The organism is Brevundimonas fontaquae, assembly GCF_017086445.1.
Classification (GTDB): Bacteria; Pseudomonadota; Alphaproteobacteria; order Caulobacterales; family Caulobacteraceae; genus Brevundimonas; species Brevundimonas fontaquae.
In genome coordinates this window covers 1,094,221-1,118,407 of record NZ_CP070968.1, presented here as the reverse complement: position 1 = coordinate 1,118,407, position 24,187 = coordinate 1,094,221, and the positions used below count along the sequence as shown (strand labels likewise).

22 protein-coding genes and 1 tRNA gene are annotated in these 24,187 nt (G+C 65.8%); 11 read left to right on the top strand and 12 right to left on the bottom strand.

What is annotated here, in order from left to right:
* The first annotated feature begins 33 nt into the window (after positions 1-33).
* From JX001_RS05395 to JX001_RS05385, 3 genes are read left to right on the top strand one after another with little or no spacing between them, the layout of a single operon-like run.
* Positions 34-1,092, top strand: coding sequence for a flagellar basal body-associated FliL family protein (locus JX001_RS05395; protein ID WP_205682608.1), 1,059 nt, complete (start codon positions 34-36; stop codon positions 1,090-1,092).
* A gap of 60 nt (positions 1,093-1,152) precedes the next feature.
* Positions 1,153-2,583 carry a metalloprotease TldD gene (gene tldD, locus JX001_RS05390; RefSeq protein WP_205682607.1) on the top strand — a complete coding sequence of 477 codons (1,431 nt, stop codon included), beginning with the start codon at positions 1,153-1,155 and terminating at the stop codon, positions 2,581-2,583.
* Positions 2,584-2,643: 60 nt separating this feature from the next.
* Entirely contained in the window at positions 2,644-2,934 is a 291-nt protein-coding gene (locus JX001_RS05385) for a hypothetical protein (protein ID WP_205682606.1), read from the top strand.
* A gap of 3 nt (positions 2,935-2,937) precedes the next feature.
* Here the strand turns inward: JX001_RS05385 and JX001_RS05380 are convergent, their stop codons facing one another.
* Positions 2,938-3,849, bottom strand: coding sequence for a TraB/GumN family protein (locus JX001_RS05380; RefSeq protein ID WP_205682605.1), 912 nt, complete (start codon positions 3,847-3,849; stop codon positions 2,938-2,940).
* 187 nt (positions 3,850-4,036) lie between these two features.
* On the opposite strand from JX001_RS05380, the gene JX001_RS05375 reads away from it, so the two are divergent.
* Positions 4,037-6,106 carry a TonB-dependent receptor plug domain-containing protein gene (locus JX001_RS05375; protein WP_205682604.1) on the top strand — a complete coding sequence of 690 codons (2,070 nt, stop codon included), beginning with the start codon at positions 4,037-4,039 and terminating at the stop codon, positions 6,104-6,106.
* A 70-nt stretch (positions 6,107-6,176) separates the two neighbouring features.
* On the opposite strand, the gene JX001_RS05370 is transcribed toward JX001_RS05375, so the two are convergent.
* Positions 6,177-8,111: a peptide MFS transporter gene (locus JX001_RS05370; RefSeq protein WP_205682603.1), complete on the bottom strand. Its 1,935-nt coding sequence runs from the start codon at positions 8,109-8,111 to the stop codon at positions 6,177-6,179.
* 281 nt (positions 8,112-8,392) lie between these two features.
* Here JX001_RS05370 and JX001_RS05365 point away from each other — a divergent pair, with 281 nt between their 5' ends.
* On the top strand, positions 8,393-9,544 hold the full coding sequence (locus JX001_RS05365; RefSeq protein WP_205682602.1) for an ATP-binding cassette domain-containing protein: 1,152 nt from the start codon (positions 8,393-8,395) through the stop codon (positions 9,542-9,544).
* On the opposite strand, the gene mscL is transcribed toward JX001_RS05365, so the two are convergent.
* The 7 genes from mscL to aroA form a co-directional block, all read right to left on the bottom strand.
* Positions 9,545-9,967, bottom strand: coding sequence for a large-conductance mechanosensitive channel protein MscL (gene mscL, locus JX001_RS05360; protein ID WP_112863514.1), 423 nt, complete (start codon positions 9,965-9,967; stop codon positions 9,545-9,547).
* 20 nt (positions 9,968-9,987) lie between these two features.
* Positions 9,988-10,278, bottom strand: coding sequence for an integration host factor subunit beta (locus tag JX001_RS05355; RefSeq protein ID WP_017504364.1), 291 nt, complete (start codon positions 10,276-10,278; stop codon positions 9,988-9,990).
* Positions 10,279-10,560: 282 nt separating this feature from the next.
* The gene (gene rpsA, locus JX001_RS05350) at positions 10,561-12,264 is read right to left on the bottom strand and encodes a 30S ribosomal protein S1 (protein ID WP_066552585.1); all 1,704 of its coding nucleotides are present in this window, start codon (positions 12,262-12,264) and stop codon (positions 10,561-10,563) included.
* Between the two features lie 199 nt (positions 12,265-12,463).
* Positions 12,464-13,108: a (d)CMP kinase gene (cmk, locus tag JX001_RS05345; RefSeq protein WP_091748855.1), complete on the bottom strand. Its 645-nt coding sequence runs from the start codon at positions 13,106-13,108 to the stop codon at positions 12,464-12,466.
* A 100-nt stretch (positions 13,109-13,208) separates the two neighbouring features.
* The gene (locus JX001_RS05340; protein ID WP_205682601.1) at positions 13,209-13,490 is read right to left on the bottom strand and encodes a hypothetical protein; all 282 of its coding nucleotides are present in this window, start codon (positions 13,488-13,490) and stop codon (positions 13,209-13,211) included.
* Positions 13,487-13,747 (bottom strand): hypothetical protein, encoded by a 261-nt coding sequence (locus tag JX001_RS05335; RefSeq protein ID WP_146756771.1) that lies wholly within the window; start codon positions 13,745-13,747, stop codon positions 13,487-13,489. The genes JX001_RS05340 and JX001_RS05335 overlap by 4 nt, the downstream gene beginning before the upstream one ends.
* A 5-nt stretch (positions 13,748-13,752) precedes the next feature.
* Complete coding sequence (gene aroA, locus JX001_RS05330; RefSeq protein ID WP_434082638.1) at positions 13,753-15,075, bottom strand: 3-phosphoshikimate 1-carboxyvinyltransferase; 1,323 nt, start codon at positions 15,073-15,075, stop codon at positions 13,753-13,755.
* 122 nt (positions 15,076-15,197) lie between these two features.
* Here aroA and JX001_RS05325 point away from each other — a divergent pair, with 122 nt between their 5' ends.
* From JX001_RS05325 to JX001_RS05310, 4 genes are all read left to right on the top strand, one after another.
* Positions 15,198-15,659 carry a TIGR02300 family protein gene (locus JX001_RS05325; RefSeq protein WP_055752793.1) on the top strand — a complete coding sequence of 154 codons (462 nt, stop codon included), beginning with the start codon at positions 15,198-15,200 and terminating at the stop codon, positions 15,657-15,659.
* A 286-nt stretch (positions 15,660-15,945) separates the two neighbouring features.
* Positions 15,946-16,021 (top strand) — tRNA-Ala (locus JX001_RS05320).
* A gap of 270 nt (positions 16,022-16,291) precedes the next feature.
* Positions 16,292-17,062: a hypothetical protein gene (locus tag JX001_RS05315; protein WP_205682599.1), complete on the top strand. Its 771-nt coding sequence runs from the start codon at positions 16,292-16,294 to the stop codon at positions 17,060-17,062.
* Positions 17,059-18,150 carry a hypothetical protein gene (locus JX001_RS05310; RefSeq protein ID WP_205682598.1) on the top strand — a complete coding sequence of 364 codons (1,092 nt, stop codon included), beginning with the start codon at positions 17,059-17,061 and terminating at the stop codon, positions 18,148-18,150. The genes JX001_RS05315 and JX001_RS05310 overlap by 4 nt, the downstream gene beginning before the upstream one ends.
* A gap of 349 nt (positions 18,151-18,499) precedes the next feature.
* Here the strand turns inward: JX001_RS05310 and JX001_RS05305 are convergent, their stop codons facing one another.
* Positions 18,500-18,775 carry a single-stranded DNA-binding protein gene (locus JX001_RS05305; RefSeq protein ID WP_241004772.1) on the bottom strand — a complete coding sequence of 92 codons (276 nt, stop codon included), beginning with the start codon at positions 18,773-18,775 and terminating at the stop codon, positions 18,500-18,502.
* Positions 18,776-18,809: 34 nt separating this feature from the next.
* Positions 18,810-19,163: a hypothetical protein gene (locus tag JX001_RS05300; protein WP_205682597.1), complete on the bottom strand. Its 354-nt coding sequence runs from the start codon at positions 19,161-19,163 to the stop codon at positions 18,810-18,812.
* Positions 19,164-19,363: 200 nt separating this feature from the next.
* On the opposite strand from JX001_RS05300, the gene JX001_RS05295 reads away from it, so the two are divergent.
* Complete coding sequence (locus JX001_RS05295; RefSeq protein WP_205682596.1) at positions 19,364-20,029, top strand: hypothetical protein; 666 nt, start codon at positions 19,364-19,366, stop codon at positions 20,027-20,029.
* 17 nt (positions 20,030-20,046) lie between these two features.
* Here the strand turns inward: JX001_RS05295 and JX001_RS05290 are convergent, their stop codons facing one another.
* Positions 20,047-20,982, bottom strand: a complete 936-nt coding sequence (locus JX001_RS05290) for a hypothetical protein (protein WP_241004771.1) — start codon at positions 20,980-20,982, stop codon at positions 20,047-20,049.
* Positions 20,983-21,114: 132 nt separating this feature from the next.
* Between JX001_RS05290 and JX001_RS05285 the strand changes: the two genes are divergently transcribed.
* Positions 21,115-24,153 (top strand): NACHT domain-containing protein, encoded by a 3,039-nt coding sequence (locus JX001_RS05285; RefSeq protein WP_205682595.1) that lies wholly within the window; start codon positions 21,115-21,117, stop codon positions 24,151-24,153.
* Positions 24,154-24,187: the final 34 nt, after the last annotated feature.

The following is a 24,187-nucleotide window of genomic DNA, read 5'->3' as shown; positions in this document are numbered from 1 at the left end:
AAACGGGCCAGATCGCCAGCGATTGAGGAGACCATGTCCGACGACCAGAAGACCCCGCCCCAGCCCTTCGCCCGCAAGCCGGTGACCTGGGGCCGTATGCCCGCGACGACCTTCCACGTCGGGCCGGTGCCGGTCGCGCCCAACCCGCTGGACCGCATTCCCAATCCGCCGCCGCGCAAGCCCACGCCGCAACAACAGCAGGCCTCGATCCACACCCAGAGCCTGGCCTCCGGCGTCGCGCCGGCCAAGGGTCAGACGACGCCCGCCAATCCGGCGCCGCGTCCCGCGCCCCGTCCGCAGGGGGCAAGCATCCTCGGCGGTTCGCTGATCCCGACGGCGCGCCCGGCCCAGGCCCAGCCTCAACCCCAGGCTCCGACGCCGCCGCAGTCCAGGCCGCAGCCGGCGCCGGCCGCTCAACCCGATCTGACCGTGCGGCCCCTGCCCGCGCCCGAGACGACGCCGACCCCTGCGCCGAAGCCGGTCGCGACCGAACCCGTCGCCGCCGCCCCAGCGGTCGCGGCCAGACCCGCCATCGCGCCGGCCGCTGCGCCGATCACGCCCAGCTTCGCCCGTGCGCCCGCCAAGACCTCGCGCCTGCCGCTCTATGTCGGGCTCGGGGTCGTCGCCCTGCTGGTCGTCGGAGGCGGCCTGTGGTTCGCGATGCGTCCCGCCTCGACCCCGGCGACGTCCACGCCCGCCGTCGCCGCCGATACGCCTCTGACCGCCCCGCCGGCCGATACGATTCCTGCCGACGCCGCCCCTGTCGTCGCGACCGAACAGCCCGCGCCAGCCGCGACGACCACAACCACGCCGCCCGCCCCCGCCGCTTCTACGCCTGCAACGACGACGCCACGCTCCACGACGGCCGCGCCGCGCACTCAGAACCAGACCCAGACACCGGCCGCAACGACGCAACCGACGACGCGTGCGCCCACGACCACCCCGCCGGCGCCGTCCACGCCGGCGCCGACGGGCACGACCGAACCGCTGGTGATCGTGCCCACGGCGCCGACGCCCGCCCCGACCGCTGCACGTCCGTCAAGCAGCGATCCCGACGGTCCGGTGGTGACGCGGCCTCAGCCGCTGGACTGATCGGCGGTTTCGCGCGCCGGGGCAGGTGACGAAACGGCCTTCAGCCCCTACCTACAGGCCATGACCGTTCACGCCTCCCCGCCGCCCATCCTCGACGCCGCCGGCGTCGACACCGATGAAGCCCTGTCGATCCTGAAAACGGCCCTGGCCGGCGCCGACGACGGCGAACTGTTCCTGGAGCGGTCCGAGAGCGAGAGCCTGGTGTTCGACGACGGCCGGTTGAAGTCCGCCGCCTATGACGCGACCGAGGGCTTCGGCCTCAGGGTCGTGGCGGGCGAGACCGCCGGGTACGCCCACGCCAACGAATTCTCGGCCGCCGCCCTGCGTCGCGCCGCCGACAGCGCGGCTCTGGCCAAACAGGGGCATGAGGCCCGGGTCGCCGAAGGCCCCCGCGCCACCAATCAGAAACTGTATGGCGAGGTCGATCCCCTCGCCTCGCCCGCCTTCTCAGACAAGATCGCCCTGCTGGCCGAGATCGACGCCTGGGCGCGCGCCCGTGATCCGCGTGTGGTCCAGGTGTCCGCCTCCCTGATCGGCGAACGCCGCGCCATCGAGATCCTGCGCGCGGACGAACGGGCGGTGCGCGACATCCGCCCCCTGGTCCGTCTGAACGTCTCCGTCACCGTCGAACAGAACGGCAAGCGCGAGAGCGCCTCGTCCGGCGCCGGCGGCCGGGCCGGGTTCGAAGCCTGGGTCGCGCCCGAACGCTGGCAGGCCCAGGTGGACGAGGCCCTGCGTCAGGCCCTGGTCAATCTGGACGCCGTCGATTGTCCGGCGGGCGAGATGGACGTGGTCCTGGGCGCCGGCTGGCCCGGCGTCCTGCTGCACGAGGCCATCGGCCACGGCTTCGAGGGCGACTTCCACAGGAAGGGCTCGTCGGTCTTCAACGGCATGATGGGCCAGCGGGTCGCCGCCCCCGGCGTCACCGTGGTCGATGACGGCTCGATCGCCGGACGGCGCGGATCGCTGTCGGTCGATGACGAGGGCACGCCCACCTCGCGCACCGTGCTGATCGAGGACGGGATCATGGTCGGATTGATGCACGACCGGCTGTCGGCGCGGCAGCTGGGCGTCGCCGCAACCGGCAACGGCCGGCGCCAGTCCTTCGCCCATATGCCGATGCCGCGCATGACCAACACCTTCATGGAGGGCGGCAAGGATTCCAGGGCCGACATGATCGCCAATACGAAGCGCGGCCTCTACGCCGCCAACTTCTCGGGCGGCCAGGTGGACATCACCAACGGCAAGTTCGTGTTCCAGTGCAACGAGGCCTATCTGATCGAGGACGGGGTGATCACCGCTCCGGTGCGCGGCGCGACCCTGATCGGCGACGGGGCCACGGCCCTGACCAAGATTCAGATGGTCGGCGACGACTTCGCCTTCGATCCGGGCGTCGGCGTCTGTGGCAAGGCCGGACAGGGCGTGCCCGTCGGCATCGGCCAGCCAAGTTTGAAGATCGGCGGTCTGACTGTCGGCGGCACGGCGGTCTAGGCCAGCGGAACCGTATGGCTGCAACGGGTGTTTCCCCGCCATCACTGGAGAGGACACACCATGACCACCGAACGTACCGTCGAACATCCCGATGGCCGCGTCGAGCGCATCAGCGAAAGCAGCGCCGCCCCGACGACAGTTGTTGAGCGCCGCAGCGGCAGCGGCATGGGCGCCATCGTCGCCCTGATCGTCGGCCTGCTGGCCGTGCTGGTGATCGGCTACTTCCTGATGAACATGAACCGCAGCGACGCGGTGAAGGACAACGCCATCGCCGGCGCAGCCGAGAGCGTCGGCAACGCCGCCGACAACATCGGCGAAGCCGCGCGCGACGCCGTTCCGGAACGCAAGTAACCTCTAGCGCGCCGATTGAGTGGGGGCGGAGGGGCGCCATTCGGGACCGATCGGTTCCAGCCCCTCCGCCTCCAGCCGATCCAGCACGCCGTTCGGCTCGGCCAACAGCCGCAGTGGCGCGATAGCGACGGTGACCCCGGCTTCGGCCAGCGCCTTGTCCACCGCCGTATTCCATATCCGACGCAGATCGTCCGCTTGGGCCATCACCGACCAGTAGGAACAGGCCGTGGCCGCCTTTTCCAGGGGCGAATCCAACACCGCCGGAATCCGGCGCAGACGCCAGTTCTCCGCACGTTGCGCGCCCGCCTCGACCCCGGCCTCGGCCGCCGTCGCCGCAGCGTCGATGCAGCCGAGATAGTGTTCGGGCGGCGTCGTCAGAACCTTTTCGATCAGCTCGTCACCCCTGAAGATGCCGACGGGTTCAGCGGGCGTGCGATTGGCGCGCGTCGCCTGACGAACCAGGCCGGACACCGGACGCCCTCCACTGCTGTAGCCGCCCAGTTCCATCAGATCGCCCGACAGGATCAGCATGCTGTCGCGGGTCGGACCTTCGCCTGTCAGGCTTTCGACCCGGGCCTCAAGGTCCGGTGACAGATAGTCGGCGCTGGTGCGCCCGTTCGGCAAACGGGTCAGCGTCCGAAAGCGCCAGATTAGCCGGCCCACATCGGCCAGCGAGGCCCGCCCCTCGACGGGAAACAGAACGCGGTCCGCACGATCAACCGCTGAGATGAGAGCGTCGGTGCGCCACGCCATCTTTCTGGGCAAACCGTCGATCGATCCGACCAGGATCAGGACGCTGTCGCCGCGCCGCACCTCCCACATCGGCGCCTCGATCCGGCGGGCGGTGACGACGATATCCTCGACGGCGTCCGACGGCGCGTCCTGCGCGACGGCAGGCGCGGTCGTCAGCGTCATCGCGGCAAGTAAAAGCAATAGAGAAGAAGAGCGTCTGATCATTACACCGCTGTAAACTTCATTACTGTCACTGGTTTAATGAAATCGCTGTAATGATGTCGTGGATTTAATCCACCTTGCGGCCTTGTAACTGGAGATGAATGCGCCGGATCGGCACACCTCTCGCCAACACCCGAGGGGAAGACCAATGACAAAGACCCTGCTGCTGGCCAGCACCGCCCTGCTTTTCACCGCCGGCGCCGCATTCGCCGGTGACAAGCCCCAAGTCGCCGAGGCCCCCGTGCCGACCGGCCCGACCAACCAGGCGCCCCTGGCCGACGCCAGCCAGCGCGGCGTGCTGGTCTTCACGCCGGACTTCTTCGCCGCCCAGCGCCCGAATACGGCGCTCGACATGGTCAACCGCGTCCCCGGCTTCTCCATCGACAACGGATCGGGCGCGCGTGGTTTCGAAGGGGCGGTCGGCAATGTGCTGATCAACAACAACCGTCCCGCCTCAAAGAACGATTCGGGTTCGAACGTCCTGGGCCGGACCTTGGCCAATCAGGTCGAGCGCATCGAACTGATCCGGGGCGGTGCGGCGGGCATCGACATGCAGGGCTATTCCGTCGTCGTGAACGTCATCCTGAAGACGACCGACAGCCGCCAGTCGATTCTGACCTGGAACGCCATGCTGTTCGAAGGCGGCCATGACATCTACGGCGGCTCCTATCAGTTCACGCAGAACAAGGGCGATCGCAGCTGGGGCGTGACCCTGTCGGACGGCATGGGATCAAGCGATTCCAACGGCGTCGGCCGGTCGATCCGTCGCAACGCCGCCGGCGATGTCATCCGCGACGAGCGGTACGAGAACGACGGCTGGGGCGGCGGCCAGAGCATTCGCGGCAACTACACCGGCCCGCTGTTTGGCGGAAAGCTGGAAGGCACCGCCCGTTATGGTCTGAACGACTATCAGAACTGGACCGAGCTTTCGTCGCCCACCTCGCTGCGCCGCAGCGACTACGCCGAAGACGGCGATTCCGGTGAGCTGGGCCTGACCTGGACCCGCACCCTGAACCCGCGCTGGACGCTGGAGACGCGTCTGATCCACGAGTTCTCAAGCTTCGACAGCGTGTCGGGCAGCAACGAGACGCTCAACGGGACGGCGGCGCCGGAGCAGCAGTTCAAGTCCAACGGCGACTCGTCGGAATCCATTCTGCGCGCCCTGGTGCGTCACGAACGCTCGCCCGCCCTGACGATCGAGGCCGGGGCCGAGATCGCCTACAATATGCTGGACGTGAACCAGGCCTTCACGGTGGGCGGGGTCGACGTTCCGCTGCCTAGCGCCTCGGTCAAGGTCGAGGAGACGCGCGGCGAAGCCTTTACCAAGGCGACCTGGCGTATCAATCCGAAGCTGACGCTGGAAGGCGGCGTCCGCCTGGAAGCCTCCACCATCAGCCAGTCGGGCGATGCGGATCAGGAAAAGAGCTTCTTCTTCGCCAAGCCGCGCCTGCTGGCGACCTGGACGCCGATGGCGAACAACCAACTGCGCTTCCGCTTCGAGCGCGAACTGGGTCAGCTGGACTTCGGCGACTTCGCCGCCTCGGCTGAGCTGAGCGACGGCACGGTGTTCGGCGGCAACGTCGATCTGGAGCCGGAGCAGCGCTGGATTTCCGAACTGTCCTACGAACGCCGCTTCTGGGGCGAGGGCGTAGTTTCGATCGGCTATCGCCACGACCGCATCATCGACGTGATCGACCGCCTTCCCCTGCCCGGCGGCCTGTCGGCGACCGGCAACATCGGCGACGGAACGCTGGATCAGCTGTCGCTGAACGTCGTGGTGCCGCTGGACAAGGTCGGGATTTCGGGCGCCCGCTTCACCTTCAAGAACGACTGGAACAAGACCAGCGTCACCGACCCGACGACGGGCGAGGACCGCCGCATCTCGGGCGTGCGCGCCAGCCAGGCCAATGTCGGCTTCCAGCAGGACATCACCTCGTGGAAGACCCAGTGGGGGATCAACTGGCTGCCGCGTCTGGGCCAGGCGACCTACGATCCGGACCAGACCTTCGCCTGGCGCGGCGCGGACTATCTGGAGGCCTTCGTCGAGTACAAGCCTAGCCCGACCCTGTCGCTGCGCGCCCAGCTGAACCTGTGGGACGACTTCACACAGCAGCGCACGGTCTACGCCACACGCAATCCGCGCACCGTGGCCTTCGTCGAGGAGCGCTCCATCGACCCGCGCACCTTCGTCTCGTTGCGGGTCCGCAAGACCTTCTGAGGCCTAGATCAGCGCAGCAAAAAGCCCCGGCGGATCGCTCCGCCGGGGCTTTTCCTTGATCAGGCGTCGATCAGTGGCTGGGCGTCGAGGCCGCAGGACGGGCGACGTTGCCGTCTTCCTGACCGCGATCGTTCAGCACAGGGCCAGGGTGATCATCACCGTCGTTGGCGCCGTGCGACCAGCCCTTGATGAAGTGGCTGACGACGATGAAGGCCACGCCGATACCCATGCCCCACAGACCCAACAGCTTGAACACTTCAAGCGAGGTCTGCAGCGCAAGGCCCGGGTTCAACACCTGGCCGCCCACCGTTTCCGTGCCCGCTAGGCCGGCGATCCAGCCGCCGACATATTGGGCGATGGAGCTGGCCAGGAACCAGACGGCCATCATGAAGCTGACCACCTTGGCGACGGACAGTTTTGTGATTTCCGACAGGCCCACCGGCGACAGGAACAGCTCGCCGGTCGTGTGGAACAGATAGAGCAGACCCAGCAGGAGCAGCGGCATCTGGAAGGCCGAGTTGGCCATGCCGGCGCCCCACACCACGATCATGAAGCCCAGTCCGACCTGGAGAAGGCCGAGGCCGAACTTCAGCGTGGGGTTGGGGTCCAGGTTGCGCTTGCCCAGGAAGGACCAGAGCGCGGCCATGATCGGTGCGAAGATCAGGATGAAACCCGCATTGAACGACTGGGTCTGGGCCGCCGTGATGGTGGCGTCGATCCAGGGACCCGACGTGCTGAGACCGGCGGCGGCGATCTGGGCCGGGGTGCCGACGGTGACGCCCAGAAGCTGGAACGCCTGCGGGGTGATGCTGAGATCGACGTTACGGTCGGCGAACAGGTTCAGCGAGGTTCCGGCCTGTTCGAACAGGGTGAAGAAGACGACCGACCCGAAGATCAGCACCATCGCCAGCATCATCCGCTCACGCTGCGCCTTGCTCTCGCAAACCTTGACGATGACGTAGAGGATGAACAGCAGCGACGCGACGGTGGCGGCGCCCAGAACCCAACCCACCAGGGCGTTGCGCTGAACCATGAACCAGACGACGCCGACGCCCAGGATGCTGAGCAGGTAGATCGACCATTCGCGGTTGATCGGACCCAGCATGGGCTTGCTCAGATTGGCTTCGGCCGGAGGCTCGCCCTTGCCTTGCAGCAGGGGTTTGCCCAGTACGAAGACCACCCAGCCCAGCGCCATGCCGACGCCGGCCAGACCAAAGCCTGCCCACCAGCCGACGGTCTGCCCCAAAAGGCCGCACAGCACCGCCGCCCAGAAGGCACCGAGGTTGATGCCGTAATAGTAGAGGGTGAAGCCGGAATCCCGACGCGGATCGCCCTGCGGATAGAGCTGTCCGACGATGGTCGAGATGTTGGGCTTCAGGAAGCCGACGCCCATGATGATGAAGGACACCGCCAGATAGAAGACGTTCACGCCCGCCATGTCGCGGGTCGCGTCGATCTTGTATTCGCCGGTCGGCAGCACGGCCGGCAATGGCGAGGCGGCCGGCAGGTTCTCGATCGCCAGGCCGTTCTCGGCCGCCTCGAAGGCGTATTTCTGGCCGTTGACGACGATCGACACTTCACGCGCCGCGCCGCGGCCTTCGGCGTCGATCTGATAGGTCTGACCGGCATAAGTCAGGGTTTCGGTCGCGGGACGGCCCTCGAAAGCCATCATGCCGTGACCGGCGACCAGCAGCAGGGCGCCGAAAGCGACGGCCTTACGCGTGCCGATGAAGCGGTCGGCCATGATGCCGCCCAGCAGGGGCAGCAAATAGACCAGGGAAGTGTAGGAGCCGTAGGTCGACCCCGCCATGGCGTCGTCGAACAGGAAGTGTTGCGTCAGGAAGAAAATCAGGATGCCGCGCATGCCGTAGTAGGAGAACCGCTCCCACATCTCGGCGAAGAACAGGATGATCAGTCCGCGCGGGTGGTTCTTGAGGATCTGCATCAGCACCGGCACGCCCGTGGCGAAGGTGATGATCAGTCCAAGGGCGACGACGATGTTCATGCGCGCGTCCCCCTAATCGTCTTCACGCGTCGTGTAAGTCGCGCCTTCCCCAAATCCGTCCTCAACGGCTCACTCCCAACTGCCGCGCCGCTTATCGGGCGCGCGAAAGGCGCATACCCAGCACAGCGGGCGAATCCGAACAAGTGTTAAGGCTGTCGCGGGGGCGGCCAGGCGACGCGTGAAGGAAGCGAAAGACAACCCTGAGTGATGTCTGGTGGCGTATATCCTGCTAGGTCGTTCGTCAGAAACGCACACGGTTTCATAATGGGAAGGAGCGCCAGATGTCTGTCCGACCGATCGACGCTCCCGACCATGCGGCGCTGAACCGGCTGCATCGTCAGGTTGGCTGGCCCGAGCGGTCGCCGGCCGGATGGCGCTGGCTCGAGGCCAATCCTGCGCGATTGATGCTTGGCGCGCCGGCCGGCTGGGTGGTCGCCGACGAGAACGACAACGCCGTCGCCATGCTGGGCAACTTCATCCAGCGGTTTCGCTACGGCGCCCAGGACCACTTCGGCGCCACCGGCTTTTCGATCATCGTGCCGCCCAGCCAGAAGGGCGCCAGCCGCCCGCTGATCCGCACCTTTTTGAAACAGCCAGGGCTGTTCGCCCGCTACACCTTCAACGCCAATGCTCGCTCGGCGCCGCTGTACTGCCTGTTCGACATGAAGCCCTGGCCGGCCGAAAGTCATGGACTGAAGCTGTCATGGATCACCGACCGTCTGGCCTGCGCTCAGGGTCGAGGGCTGCGCCTGCTGCTGGGCCGCACCTCCGCCGAGACCGCCGCGCGACTGGGCGAACGGCTGATGAACGGGCGCGTGTTTCGCCAGACGCCGCTGGTGCTGCCGGCAGGGGTGACGGTGCTGCGCGATCTGTCGGACGTCTCGCCCTATGCGGACTTCTGGCGTCGGCTGTCGCAAGAAGATCGTCTGCTGGCGGATCGCAGTCCGGAAATCCTGCGCTGGCGGTTGGCGGACCCCGACCTGACCCTGCCGCCGGTCATGCTGGCCTGCGTCAGGGACAGCCGCATCGTCGGGATGGCCATGGCGCAGATGACCAAGACCAGCCTGATCGAGCCGCCCTATCTGGATATTATCGATCTGATCGCGCTGGAGACGGCGCCCGAGGCGATTGCGCTTCTGACCCGGGCGTTGATCGACAACGCCCGCGCGCTGGGAGCCGCCAAGGTGCGGCTGCAGGTGGTGACGCCGCGCCTGCTGGCGCAGTTGGGCGATCTGGCGAAGACGGCGCGGCGCGAAGGCGGCTGGGGACACTGCCACGCCATCATCGACGATCCTGCACTGGCGGCCGCCTGGACGCCGACGCCGTTCGACGGCGACTACGGCATCTGCTGGCGCACGCCGCCGATGCCCAAACCCTTGGCTGCCGCCGCGATCACGCGCCCAACCTTGGGCGGGCTCGTGTCCAAGGCCTGATCAGGCGTTGGGGCGGGCCTTCAGCTCGTCGCGGATCTCGGCCAGCAGCGCTTCGGTCGCCGTCGGCGCGGCGGGCGCCGGATCGGGCTTGGCGGCTTCCTGACGACGCAGGGCGTTGATGCCCTTGACCACAAGGAAGACGACCCAAGCCACGATCAGGAACTGGATCACGGTGTTCAGGAAGGCGCCGTATTGGATCGCCACCTTCTCGACGGCCTCGGTCGCCGGGTTCTCGGCCCTCAGCACCCATTCCAGTTCGGAGAAATCGATGCCGCCGGTGATCAGACCGATCGGCGGCATCACCACCTGATCGACCAGGCTTTTGACGATGCCGTTGAAGGCGGCGCCGATGATCACGCCGACCGCCAGGTCCACGACATTGCCCTTGACCGCGAACTCGCGGAATTCCGAAAGCAGGCCCATAGGGTATCCTTAAATGACGATCAGGCGTCGCCCGAGGCGTTCAGCCGCTCGCGCAGCTCCTTGCCGCTCTTGAAGAAGGGGACGGCCTTGGCGGGCACGTCGACGGTCTCGCCGGTGCGCGGATTGCGACCCGCACGCGCCGGGCGCGATCGCACCGACAGGGCGCCGAAACCGCGCAGCTCGACCCTGCCGCCGTCGGCCAGGGCCGACGTCATGGTGTTGAGGATCGCATTGACCAGCCGTTCCACCTCGGCGTGAGTCAGGTGGGTGTTTTCCGCTGCAAGTTTCTCGATCAGTTCGGACTTGATCATCTGCGCCCCTGCCAGCTCGTTTGGACAGGCCGTTTCGCCCGCCGTCGATCCAGAGCGACACCCTAACCCCCGACCGGCTCTCGAAAAAGCCCTTATCCGACAAAGATGCGCGTCATTCGCAAGAAAAATGTCCGGAGCCGAACACAGCGATGTTTCAAACAGAGAAAAGGGCGGCGAGATCGCTCCCGCCGCCCTCAGTCTTTGTCGCTATCGCAGAGCGCGCGGCGCTCTGCGGCTTGAGCGAGGCGGCCGAAGGACGCGGTGCGCCCTTCGGCTTGGGCCTTACTCCTTGGTGCCGGCGTTCTTCAGCGCGGCGCCCAGGATGTCGCCCAGCGAAGCGCCCGAATCGGACGATCCGAACTGTTCGATGGCTTCCTGCTCGTCCTTCATTTCCAGCGCCTTGATCGACACCGAGACGCGGCGCGAGGCCTTGTCCACGGCGGTGATCATGGCGTCGACGCGGTCGCCGACGGCGAAGCGTTCCGGACGTTGCTCGTTGCGGTCGCGCGACAGGTCCGACTTGCGAACGAAGGCCGTGACCGGCGCGTCGTCTTCACCGAACTTGACCTCGATGCCGCCCGACTCGATCGCCGTCACGGTGACGGTGATCTGCTGGCCGCGACGATAGGTGTCGCCCTCGCCGATCGGATCGCCGCCCAGCTGCTTGATGCCCAGCGAGACGCGTTCCTTCTCGACGTCGACGTCCAGGACCTTGGCCTTGACCATCTCGCCCTTGCGGTAGCGCTGGATGGCTTCTTCACCCGACACCGACCAGTCGAGGTCGGACAGGTGCACCATGCCGTCGATGTCGTTGTCCAGGCCGATGAACAGGCCGAACTCGGTGGCGTTCTTGACTTCGCCCTCGACGGTCGAACCGATCGGGTTGTTGGCGACGAAGGCGTCCCACGGATTGTCCTGAGCCTGCTTCAGGCCCAGCGAGATGCGGCGCTTGGAGGCGTCGACATCCAGAACCACGACGTCGACTTCCTGCGAGGTCGAGACGATCTTGCCGGGGTGGACGTTCTTCTTGGTCCAGGACATTTCCGAGACGTGCACTAGGCCCTCGACACCGGCTTCCAGCTCCACGAAGGCGCCGTAGTCGGTGATGTTGGTGATGCGGCCCGTGTACTTGGCGCCGACCGGATACTTGGCTTCCACGCCGTCCCAGGGGTCCGACTGCAGTTGCTTCATGCCCAGCGAGATACGCTGGGTGTCCGGGTTGATCTTGACGATCTGGACCTTGACGGTGTCGCCAACGGCCAGAACCTGGCTCGGGTGCGAAACGCGCTTCCACGACATGTCGGTGACGTGCAGCAGGCCGTCGATGCCGCCCAGGTCGACGAACGCGCCGTAGTCGGTGATGTTCTTGACGACGCCTTCGCGGACTTCACCCTCGGCCAGCTGACCGACCAGTTCCGTGCGCTGTTCGGCGCGGGCTTCTTCCAGGATGGCGCGACGCGACACGACGATGTTGCCGCGCGGACGGTCCATCTTCAGGATGGCGAAGGGTTGTTCCTTGCCCATCAGCGGGCCGACGTCGCGGACCGGACGGATGTCGACTTGCGAACCGGGCAGGAAGGCCGAGGCGCCGCCCAGGTCGACGGTGAAGCCGCCCTTCACGCGACCGACGATGGCGCCGTTGACCGGCTGGCCTTCGGCGAACACGACTTCCAGACGAGTCCAGGCTTCTTCGCGACGGGCCTTGTCGCGGCTGATGACGGCTTCGCCCAGGGCGTTCTCGACGCGCTCCAGGTAAACCTCGACGTTGTCGCCGACCTTGGGCAGGGCGCCGTCGTCGCCTTGGCCGAATTCGCGCATGGCGATGCGGCCTTCGGTCTTCAGACCAACGTCGATGATGACGATGTCTTTTTCGATGCCGACGACGCGGCCGTGGACGACCTGGCCTTCGCCGAAGTCGCGACCCGACAGTTGTTCGTCGAGCAGCGCCGAGAAGTCGTCGCGCGTGGGGTTGAGAGTATCAGACATGAAGCTCTGGTGTTTCCAGTGGGGCTATGGCGCGTGACCGAAGGACGATCCCGCGCGAGGTGGACCCCTGACGCAGCGAAAGGCGGCGCGCGGGGCGATGGGAAAAGATGGAATCAGGTCGTCGGGATGCGAGACCGTTCAGAACGATCAAAACGCCCGCGGAGGCCGAGGGTGGGAGCGTTGGATTTGCGAGGGCAGGTCAGAGACCGTGTTTCGCGCGCGCCGCCTCGACGATACGGCGGGCCGCATCGAAGGCGGCCTCTATACCCAGATCGGTCGTGTCCAGCAAGACCGCGTCATCGGCCTGGACCATCGGGGCCGCCCCGCGCCCGGCGTCGCGCTCGTCGCGGCGCTGGATGTCGGCCAGCATGGCGTCAAAGGCGATGTCCGATCCGCGCGCCGTCAGCTGCTTCCAGCGGCGCGTGGCCCGCACCTCGGGCGTCGCGGTGACGAACAGTTTGGCCTGAGCGTTCGGCGCGATGACCGTGCCGATGTCGCGTCCGTCGAGAACCGCGCCGCTCGCCTGGGCCGCGAACGCCTGCTGCAGCTCCAGCAGAGCCGCGCGAACGCCGGCGAAGCTGGCGACACGGCTGGCGGCCTCTCCCGCCTCACCTGTCGTCAGGCGCGGATCGTCCGACAGGCCCGCCGCGTCGAGGCCCCGCGCCGCCTGCGTCGCCGCGGCCTCGTCATCCAGCGATCCGCCGTCCGCCAGCACCTTTGCGCCCACGGCCCGGTACAGCAGCCCCGTATCCAGATGCGGCAGACCATAGGTCTGGGCCAGACGCGCGGCGATGGTCCCCTTGCCAGAGGCGGCCGGTCCGTCGACGGCGATGATCAGGGTCAAGCAGGTCTCCGCAGCGCGTGGCGCATTTCAATCTCGATCCCAAACGCACGGGAGGCCGAACCTGATAGCGAGGATCGCCCGACCAATCCAGCCGCAGGCCTCAGTCTCGGCGTCCGACCAAATCACGAATTGCAAGGCCGGCCAGCAGGACCGCCAGGCCCGCCCCGGCCGCAACCGACGCCACATAGAAGCCGACCAAACTCCAATACAGCAGGGGTCGGTCCGCCAACAGAACGTCCGGCCCCTTTCGGTTGTTCAGCACCCCGGCATCCAGGCTTTGGACGATTTCTCGGGCTCCGATCACGCAGAACCAGCCGATCAGGATCGCGATCGCCAGCGTCAGGATCGGCTTGATCCAGCCCGACGGCCCCGGCCGGTTCACGACCATGCCTTCCAACGCGCCAGAACCACGACCGCGAAGGCCGCCAAACCCAGCCAAACCAAACAGGCGACGCCGCTCAGCGCCACGGTCGAATAGAAGAAGGCGTCGCCCTCGGCCCTGAGATGCACGGCGCCATGCTTGCCCGAGACCCGGCCTGTCGTCACCCCTTGCCAGACGATCCAAGCCGTCCAGCCGGCTCCGCCCAGACAGGTCAGAAGACCAAGGACCGCGATGCCTCGACCGACGACGTCGCGCACGGGCTTCACACTATACGCCCGCCCAGGCCGTTCATCATCTCGACGAAGCCGGGGAAGCTGGTGGCGATCATCCCAGGCTCGTCGACCGAGACCGGTTGCTCGGCGGCCAGGCCCAGGACCAGATGGCTCATGGCGATGCGGTGGTCGTGGGCGGTGTGGACCAGGCCGCCTCCACGCACCGACCTGCCCTGGCCGGCGCCGGTGACGATGAAGCCTTCCGGCTCCTCCTCGACCTGAATACCGCAGGCGCGCAGCCCCTCGACCATCAGCGAAATCCGGTCGCTTTCCTTGACCCGCATTTCACCCACGCCGCGCATGACGGTGACGCCGTCCGCAAAGGCGGCCGTCGCCGCCAGGATCGGATATTCGTCGATCATCGAGGCGGCGCGATCCTCGGGCACGACCACGCCCTTCAGGGACGAATGACGGGCGGTGATGTCGCCGACCTCTTCGCCCCCGGCCTCGCGCCGGTTGGTGATGGTCAGGTCGGCGCCCATCTCGATCCATGTGTCGAACAGGCCGGTGCGAAGCGGGTTCAGCATCACGCCCTCGACCGTGACCTCCGACGCCGGCACGATCAGACCGGCCGCCAGTGGAAACGCCGCCGAAGACGGATCGCCCGGCACGGCGACGAAGGTCCCGGTCAGGGCCTGACCGCCCTTCAGCGTCACCTTCCAGCCCTCGCCCCTCTGCTCGACGCCCACCTCGGCGCCGAAGGCCCGCAGCATCCGCTCGGTGTGATCCCGGCTCTTTTCCGGCTCGACCACCGAGGTGACGCCCTCGGCGTTCAGACCCGCCAGCAGGATGGCCGACTTCACCTGGGCCGAAGCCACCGTCTGCACATAGTCGATGGCCTTCAACGTCCCGCCCGTCAGGGCCACAGGAAGCCGATCCTCGGCCGCCTGCCAGTCGAACGCCGCACCCATGTCCGCCAAGGGTCCCGTGACCCGCTTCATCGGCCGCTTTCTCAGCGAGCCGTCGCCATCGAAGGTCGCCGTTAGCGGATAGCCGGCCGCCGCCCCCATCAGCAGGCGCACCCCGGTTCCGGCGTTGCCGCAGTCGATCACCGAAGCCGGCGTCTTAAAGCCGCCCGCCCCCTCGATCCGCCATCTGCCGTCGCCGGTCCGCTCGACTTTGGCGCCGAAGGCTTCGACCGCACGGGCGGTGGCCAGGACGTCGTCGCCTTCCAGGAGACCCTCGACCTCGGTCACGCCCGACGCTATTCCGCCCAGGATCATCGACCGGTGCGACATCGACTTGTCGCCCGGTGCGCGGACCTTTCCGGTCAGGGCGGATGCGCGGCGCGAAGTCAGTTGGGACGGCATGATCACCCGCTTCAGGCTGTATTGTGTGAATGGCCGCGCGGGCGGCGCGAAAGACAGCTTTTGACAGCGGGTCAAAGGGGTGGCAAGGGACCGCCCCGAATTCAACCCGTTGAAAGCATCCAAACGTGGCCAATCCCGAACTGGGCGCCAAACAGGTCTGCCCCAACTGCCAGGCGAAGTTTTACGACCTGAACCGTCGCCCTGCACACTGCCCCAAATGCGGAACCGACTTCGATCCCGAAGAGGCGATGAAGCTGCGCAGCCGCCGCGCCCGTCCCGGCTATCCGTCCGACGATGAGGACACGGAAGACCAGGTCAAGGACAAGAAGGTCGACGGCGACGAGGACGAGGAAGACGACGTCAAGACGCCGGAAATCGACGAGGAAGGCCACGAGCCGATCCTGACCCCGGACGACGAGGACGAAGACTCTCCGGCTGACGCCTCGGAAGAAGCCGGCATGGGCTCTACCGACGGCGACGACGATCTGCTGGCCGACGACGATGACGACTCCGTGCCGTTCATCGAAGACGAAGACGACGACTCGATCGACGACGAGATCGCCAAGCCGTCGCGCGACGACGACTGATTTTCGGGCCTATCGCGCTTCGCGCTACATGAGGCCCGTCTTCTTCGGGGCTTGTGGATAGGCTCAGATTCTTGTTGCACCCGCCGCATTTCCCGTTAGGGAGACGCGGCGGGACAGCAGGCCTTTCATACCTTTCGGTTTGAAAAACCTGCGTATTTTCACCCTTGGGAACGCGGTGAAAATAAATCTCGAAACGGGCTTGATCGCAGAAAAGGCCTGACCTAGTTTCCGCCGCCTCGCCGGGGGCCATCGCAAGATGAACCGGGCGATCCAGACCGACAGGTCCGGGGCTTTAGCTCAGTTGGTAGAGCGCTTGCATGGCATGCAAGAGGTCAGCGGTTCGACTCCGCTAAGCTCCACCAAATTCCAAGGGGTTAGCAGTTCCGCTGCTAACCCCTTTTGCTTTGGGGTAACACCGGGGTAACGAACAGCGTTATTATTTTCTCTTCGTTTCGCCGGGTTTCGATCGCGCCTGTCCGGTTCCAAGCTAAAGAAACCGCTATCCACGCGCTCATCGTGAGGCGGCCCATACGCCACTCTCTGATTCAGGCCGCATTGCGTGTGCGCAACTGGTGGAGACGCCCCATTGCCGGAATCTCCCGACATCTGCGATCCCCTTGTTGAGAGCCGCCATGAAGATGACTGACGACGAGATTCGCGCAGATGCAGCGCAGAGGCTGACCGACGAACGGAACAACGCCTCCAAGGTCACCGAAACGACGCCGCAGGGCATTACGGCCGAGGTGGAACGGTTCGCGGCAACGCTCTCCGAGACCACCCCCCTCCTCGTGCCTGTCATCGACGACGCCTGCGGGCGGTATGGATGGTGTAGCGACGGCGTCCGCCTGAAGGTCGAAGCGGATGGTGGAGAGGCTGTTTACGGCTGGACGATCTGGGAATGGGCTTCAGCGTTGCTCACGGCCGAGTTCCACTGCGTGTGGCGCGCTCCGGATGGGATTCTCTTCGACATCACCCCGAAGCCGCGCTTCGAGAAGCAGATCGTTTTCGTTGCCGACCCGACTCGGCCTGCCGACTTCGATTTCGATCTCCGACCACGTAACAGCCGGATGAACATATACGGCCCGAAAGCGCATGCCGCGCGCCTCGAGCGGCTCAAAGCCTCCCTCACACCGTCCAAACAAGCCTACGAGAGGCGACGCGCCGAAAAGTCCGGCCTGAGCCTAGAGGCCTGGCTTGAGGAAAAGACTGCGGCTGATCCCGTCGCGGAGGCTGTGGACGCGCTCATCAAAGCCTGCGACGCTTTTGAAGCTCACTACGATGCTCTCGGCGTGAGCGGCCATGTGGCTATCGACCGCAAGTTCGAGGAGCTTCACCTGACCCGGATCGCAGCACAAAAGCGGTTCGCGGCCTTGGTGCGTACGATTCCCGGACAAGCCATTTGACGATTGAGGCCTACGTAAAGTCGAAACAGATCGCACTTGGCCGGACAATAGCGCCGCGTCGAAAAGTCTATCTCGACCTGATGTACTGGATCATCGTTCGCGACGCCGCCTTGGGTTTGAGGCAGGACGCGCCAGCGTTGAAGCTGCTGCATCTGCTTCGACGTGGCGTGCGCCAAGGCGCATTGGTGTGCCCGATCGCCGACAACATTTTCCTGGAGCTGATGAAACAGCCCTATTCGGAGGATCGCCGGATTGGCACGGCCCGCCTCTGCGATGAGCTGAGTCTCGGCGTTTCCCTGATGGTGTGGGACCGCCGTGTTGGCGCCGAAATCTATGCGGCGTTCCACCGGCTCCTAGAACGGTCCGGAGAGCTTTACGAAATGGCCGAGATCGTTTGGACCAGAGCGGCGCTGGTCCTGGGTGAAACCCATCCTGTCATCGACACCCTGGATCCGACCCAATTGCTGGATCTTCAAAGGCGCTGGATCGATGAGCTGTGGGACACGCCCCTCTTGAGATTGATTGAGATCATCGGAAATCAGCCACGACCGATCGACCCTTACGTCGCGCTGAGCTCGGAGACGAACATCAACCGCGATCTCCATGCTGATGAGATCACGAGTTTCGAGCGGGCGTACGAGATCGAGCTCAGAGGCGCGATCCGCGTGTGTGGGACGCTGGCTGCGGACGCGCTTTGCGCCATGGCCGAGAAGGATGGTGTCGAAAGGCCCCACCCAGATGACGCTGAGAAGTGGACGACCCTGAAAAACATCGGGCTAAACACCCTTCTCGGGGCTTTCAACGCCGGCATGGGCCAGCGCGTCGTTCGCACGCTCCACATCGAGACCTCCCTTCATGCCGCAATGCGGGTGGATAAGGCGCGTCGCTTCAAACCGAATGACTTCTACGATTTCCGGCATGCCGCAGCCGCTTTGGGCTACTGCGATACGTTCCTCACCGAGCGGCCGCTGCATGATCTGGTCAGGCGCAAGCAACTGGACCTCCTCGCCCTCAACGACTGCCATGTCGTCAGCGATCTCGAAGAGGCGGTCGAGGCGATAAGAGCCCTCACACGGGCAGGCGACTAGGTTTCGCGACTTGGTTCAGCAAAGGAGCCGCAAGTGGCCAAGTCTCCAATCAATCCGGCCGGGTCCAGAGCCGGGCGAGGGTTCCGTTACCAGGACGCCGTGGGCGCGCTTCTCGCTGTTCAGGGCTGGACCGGAGCCTCGCCCTTCGGGGCAGTGACCCCGGAAGCGCATGACGACTTCGATCTGATCGGCGCCCAGGACAGGGCTTTCGTCCAGGCGAAGTCACGGCGGAGCGAAGCCGGAGAATTCTCGGTCTCAGACGCCGCGGCTTACATTGCCGAGCTTTGGGACCGACACGAGGCGGCGGGCGCCCCGCCGGACAGCCTGGTGCTTGTCCTTGAGCGCGGCGTCAGAGGTCTGGCTCTGGCGCCCTGTCGTTCTCGACATGGCCCTGGATGACGACGCGGCTGCCCTTGCGGGCGTAAGGCTGGATGTAGTTCTCAGCCGTCGCCTCGTTGAAGCAGATGCAGTTGAAGCCGGTGGTGCGCTCGCCGGGCTCGCCATTGGCGCGTCGGAAGCGAGTGGTTTCCAGGACGCGGAAGCTCGCGCGCTTCTTGCCTGAGCCCTGCGCTGCCAGGATCGAGGGATCGGCGGCCAGATAGCCTTCGAGAGTGAGGGTTTGCATGATCAGTCTCCTTGGTGATGAGTGGAAGGGAGGGTCAGGCGGCGACCCGGTCGTCCGCCGCTTCGGGCTGGCGGTCCTCGGCCCAGTCGAGGACGGTGAGCCGGTTGATCACCAGCTCCTTGGCCGTCCGTTCCGACCTGTCCCGTGCCGTGTAGGCGGTGTCGATGAAGGCGCCGATGACGACGGCCTCACATCCCTGGGCCAAGCCCCGGGCGATGACCTTCTCGTTCAGGCCCTTCGACCAGCTGACGCAGTTGACGCCAACCAGCCGAGGCTTGCCGGCATTGTCGGTCCCGCGCTGCTCGAGCAGGCGGAAGACCGCCTTGCCGAAGTCGTCGCTGATCTGGGGGTCGGCCGCGAGGCGGCCCGTGAACACCATGGTCTGCATGTCAGTCTCCTGTTGATCCGAAGCCGCCGGGGAGCCGATCTCCCCAGTCCCGCTTCAGCCGAGACCTCCCTTCCTTCACTCCCTTTCGCGGCGGGCCTTTGCCCGATCGCGGCGTCTTCCCACATGGATCTCGAAAAGTGGGTGCCGCCGGACCCGCACGACCAGAGAGGACTGAAGACCCGATGCCGAAAGACGAGATAATGTCCGATCCACTCGGCGAGCTGCCGGAGTCTCCCGAGATCGAGCGCCGGATGGGCGCTGTGATCGGCCGCCTCATGGCGCCATCGGTGAAGGCGGGGGTCGCCGACCTCAACGAGGCGCGACGAGTCTGCACTCCGCTGGCAGCGGAGATCCTGCTCTTTCTGGGCGAGGACCGCGGGGAGGTCGCCGGGGCCCTGGCGCGGATGCTGCAGGGCGACGACCAGGTTCCGATCGGGTCGGGCCATGCCCTGCCGCCCAAGTTGGCGCGCCAGGTTTGGGAGGACTTTGACGCGGCGCTCGCGGACGAACCGACGAACGCCGTCTATCGGCTCGACGAAAAGCACGTGAAGGACATCACGGACTTCCGGATAGACATCTTCCACGACGAGTCCAAACACCGCGGGCGCCCGCATGTGCGTGTCGCGCTCGAGGGTCGCCACATCACCATTTCCATCGAGAAGGACCCTGAGGTTCTCGCCGGGCCAAGGAATCTCCGGGGCGAGGCAGCGGCGATCCGATGTGTCCGCGACAATCGCAAGCGGCTGAACGCCTTTTGGAAAAAGACCCGACCTGACGACCAAAAGCTGCCGCGCGCCGCCAGATCGAGCGAGACCGCGACGACTAAATCCAAGACTGGTAAGAAGGCCAGAGGCGGCTACGACTGATACGCCGTGATCTGTCGTCAGGCTGCCGCGCCCTCCAACGTCGACTGTACCCGGTGGCGGCGAAGCACCGACTCCACGATCTCGGGCCGATCCACAGGGATGAAGACCCGCGGCGCATAGGCGATGATCTCGACGAAGCAGCCCAGCGCCACCAGCGCGTCGCGGTCGGTCCGGCCGCCGACCACCTCCAGCCGCCAGCGGTCCATGACACGCGACCGCTTCAGCCACAGCCCGCCCGTGAGGGCGAGCTGCACATTGCGGTCGAGCACAGCCGCCGCAGTACGTCCGCCGTCAGCCCAGGCGTCGCCGACCGCCGTCAAGCCGAGCGCTGTCTTCAGGCTGGCGGCCTGGACCTCATCCAGCACGCGCCCCAGCCAACGCCGACCGTCCGGTGCCCGCACCCGGCGCACCGAGCAGCCCTTGGACGGCAGCTTTCCCCAGATCGGCAGCAGAAGACCGGTCGCCAGGGTCAGGCGCCGCGTCCGCCAGGGATCGGTCGCGGCGACCTCGGCGTCCCAGACGGCGCGCCATCCCGCCTCGTCGGTCTCGGACCAGGCCGATTCCGCAAAGACCTTCTCCGGCGTCACCTGATGCTGGTCGGGCCGCAACAGGCGGACAGCCGGCACGAGCCGGTCGTCGTCGGTGGTGGTGGTCAGGCCGAACTCGGCCAGGGCGGCGCGCCCCGAACGCGCGTTCACGACGAGGCGGAAGGCTGCGCCCTCCGCGCCGCTCAGGGCCGCGTCCGAGCTGACCAGCTCGCGCCGGACCTTCAACTCGAAGGTGACCAAGGCCGTTTCGGCCTCGGTTGAGACATCCGTTCGGATCACCTCCTCCTCCAGGACGGCCAGTGCCTCGGCTTGGATATCCTCAAGCCCGCGATCCAGATCGCCTGAGGCGGCGGCGCGCTCGAGGAGGCCCGACAGGATGGGGAGCTCCACCGGCTTATCAGCCACTTCGCGCTGATCGAGTTCGATTTCCAGTCGTCGGCGTCTCGCGCGCGTTCGGACGGCGTCGCGCGCGCTGCACAAGCTTTGACGGATGAGGCGGCGGGTCAGGCTTCCCTCCTTTTGTCGCGGCTGTGCCATATGGGCGGCCTTGCGGCCAAGGCCGCCGGCGTGTTCGACCGACCGAGACTGCTCAGGGAGGTCAAGGCGGTCGCGCCCCTCCGGGGGTTGGGCGGCCTTAGACCCGATCTGCTGAGACTGTCCGAACTCTCGCAGGCCTGGGTCTCCGACATCGAAAAGGATGTGAGCGGCGTCACCGTGCCACGCGCCGCCTTGCGCAAAGCGCTGATTGAAAAGATGGCCGCGGGTCGACTGGTCCAGATCACCGGCCTGCCGGGCAGTGGCAAATCCGTGCTCCTGAGGATGGAGATCGAGGACGCGCTCGCGCAAGGGCCGGTTCTTTTCCTGAAACATGACCGTCTGTCCGGGACCAGCTGGGCGTCCTTCGCCGCCGCCAACGGCCTGACCGCGGCATCGCTCGACGACCTGATGGCTGAAGTCGGCTCCGTCGGCACCCCGACGCTGTTTATTGACGGTGTGGACCGGATTGAGAAGGAGCATCGGGGGGTCGTGCTCGACGTCGTCCGGGCCGTCGGGACGGTGGAGGGGTTGAAAGACTGGCGCATCGTGATGACGCTGCGCGACACCGGGATCGGCCCCTTGCGCAACTGGCTGGGCAGCGCTTTGTCGACGCTCGGCGTCCAGACACTCGAGGCGCCTGAGCTAGACGATCCCGAAGCGGCGGCGCTGGCCTCGGACATCCCCTCTCTGCAACCGGTCCTGACCTCGAAAGGGGCTGTTCGGGAAATCGCCAGACGTCCGTTCTTCGCCAAGATCCTGCAACAGGCCAGCACGGCGGGCGGCGACGCGACCGTGCTCCATTCCGAGGTGGATCTGATCCGGAACTGGTGGCTCAACGGCGGGTACGCCGCGGACGGCAAGGACGCTCTTCTTCGCCAACGCGCGATCGTTGATCTGGGACGCAGGCGGGCCCGGGCGCTCAGCAAGCCGATCGCGATCGCCGGACTGCAGACCAGCACCGTTGAGCAAATCCCTGATCTCGTTTCCGACGGAATCCTCCAGTTCGTCGTTCCGGGCGTCTCCCTGCGCTTCGCCCATGACATCTTCTTCGAATGGGCCTTCTTCCAGACCCTCGTCGATCGCGCTGATGACTGGCCGGATGAACTGGTCGAGGCAGGCCAGCCGCCGGCGTTTGCGCGGATCGTGGAGCTCTTCTCCCAATCCCTGTTCCCGTCAGAACAGTGGGTGGCCACCCTTGAGAACCTTTCGACCCAGCCGATCCGCAGTCAGTGGGTCAGGGCTTGGCTCCTAGGCCCAATCGGCTCGACGGTCTTTCCGAACGAAGCGAAAGCCTACGAGGATGTGGTCTTCGTGAATGAGGGCGCGTGGCTCTACAAGGCGTTGGTTTGGTTCCAGGCCGAGAGAACCACGCCGAACCCCGTCGTCATCGGCGGCGACCTGCCCCCGGAGACCCGGATCCGGATGGCGGACTCCCTGGGTTGGCCGTCGGATGTTGAGAGCTGGGCCCGCCTGATCTGGTTCTTGGTCGAGCGGATCGACCGGGTTCCGATCCGGCTACAGCCCCAGGTCACGGCCGTCTTCACCGTCTGGCAGAACATGTTCGCTGACATGAAGAACCCTGTTTCCGACGGCCTGCTCACCGTGGTCGGTCGGTGGCTTTCCAGTTTGGGAGACGGCTCTGACGACAGCATCTCGAGATGGCGCCGGCGACAGGACGGCGGCTCTCGCCGGACCGCGTATGTCACCCTCATCCTGCGTGCCGCCCGCTCCTATTCCGATCACGCCACCGCCTATCTGAGCGCGCTTGTCGCGTCCGAAGACATCGATGAGCCTGAGTTCGAGGAAGTGGTCGCCTTTTCGCCCATCCTGGCCGAAACACATGGATCGCTCCTTGTTGAAGTGACCCTGAAGCATCTGAGGGAGGAGCTGCCAGCCGATCAGCAGGAGCGTGAGTTTCGGGAGAATGAACGCGCTGCCCAGCGACGCCAAGAAGCGCTGGCCATTCCCGAAGCGGAACGGACCGTCGATCAGCAGAGGGTGGCTGACGGGCTGGGCATGTCGCTCGGCTCCCGATCCTTTTCGTACCATGATTGGAAGAGTCTCGCCCTCGACCGGGGTATGAAGAACTTCTTCCCGGCCTCTCCAATGAGGCAGCCCTATCTTGCCCTATTCCAGCACGCGCCAGATGAGGCGATCCGGCTCCTGACCGAATTGTCGAACCACGCCATCACCGCGTGGCGACAGCTGCACACCCTCGACTACGAAACGCCGGGCACGCCGATCCCGATCGTCCTGGATTTCCCGTGGGGACGTCAGACCTTCTGGGGCGGTGAGCGCGAATATCTCTGGTCGCGCGGATTGCAGGGACCCAAGGCACTCGGCTCCGGCTATCTGGCGCTCGAAGACTGGGCAGTCGATCAGCTTTCCGAAGGCGCGGACCTCGATACGCTCATCCGGCGGATCATCGACGGTAATACTTGCGTCGCGGTCCTTGTCTTCGACGCCCCCTTGCCGCCCGCACACGTGATGGAGGTTCTCGATGTCTGTCTTGATCGGCTGCTGAAGGATTCCGTCTTCTCTCGAACCAGCTACCGCGCGGGAGAACTCCACGGGTTCGACCAACCCGCGCTGGTGAAAGCTTTGTTGTTCGTCCAGATCGATGACCTCGCTGGCGGAGCCGCCCGGTTCGTCAACGGGGATTGGCGAGATGTCGGGCTGGTGCTGTGCCACGTCGCGAAATTCGTAGCGGCGGCAGGCTGGTCTCCCTTCGTGATGACCCAGTTCCTGACCCTGTGCGAACGCGCCAGGGATCACTACCCGCCGGAGCATTTCGCCGACCTGACGCTGGCCGTCCTTAGGCTCGGCAATGGCGAGGAACTGCCGGGCTGGCATGGGACCACCCTTGCCGCGAGGATTGCCGGTCTGGTGCAGATCTTCTCGGAGCGGGCGGCACCGTTGTCTCAAGACCTAGCGCTCAAGCTGCTCCAGATCCTGGATCAGTTGGTAGATCTCGGTGATCGCCGCAGCGCCGCGCTGCAGCAAGGCGAGATCTTTCGCGAGATTCAGCTCACGTCGTGAGTGAGCTGAGGGGTCGCGGAAGAGGCTGATCGGT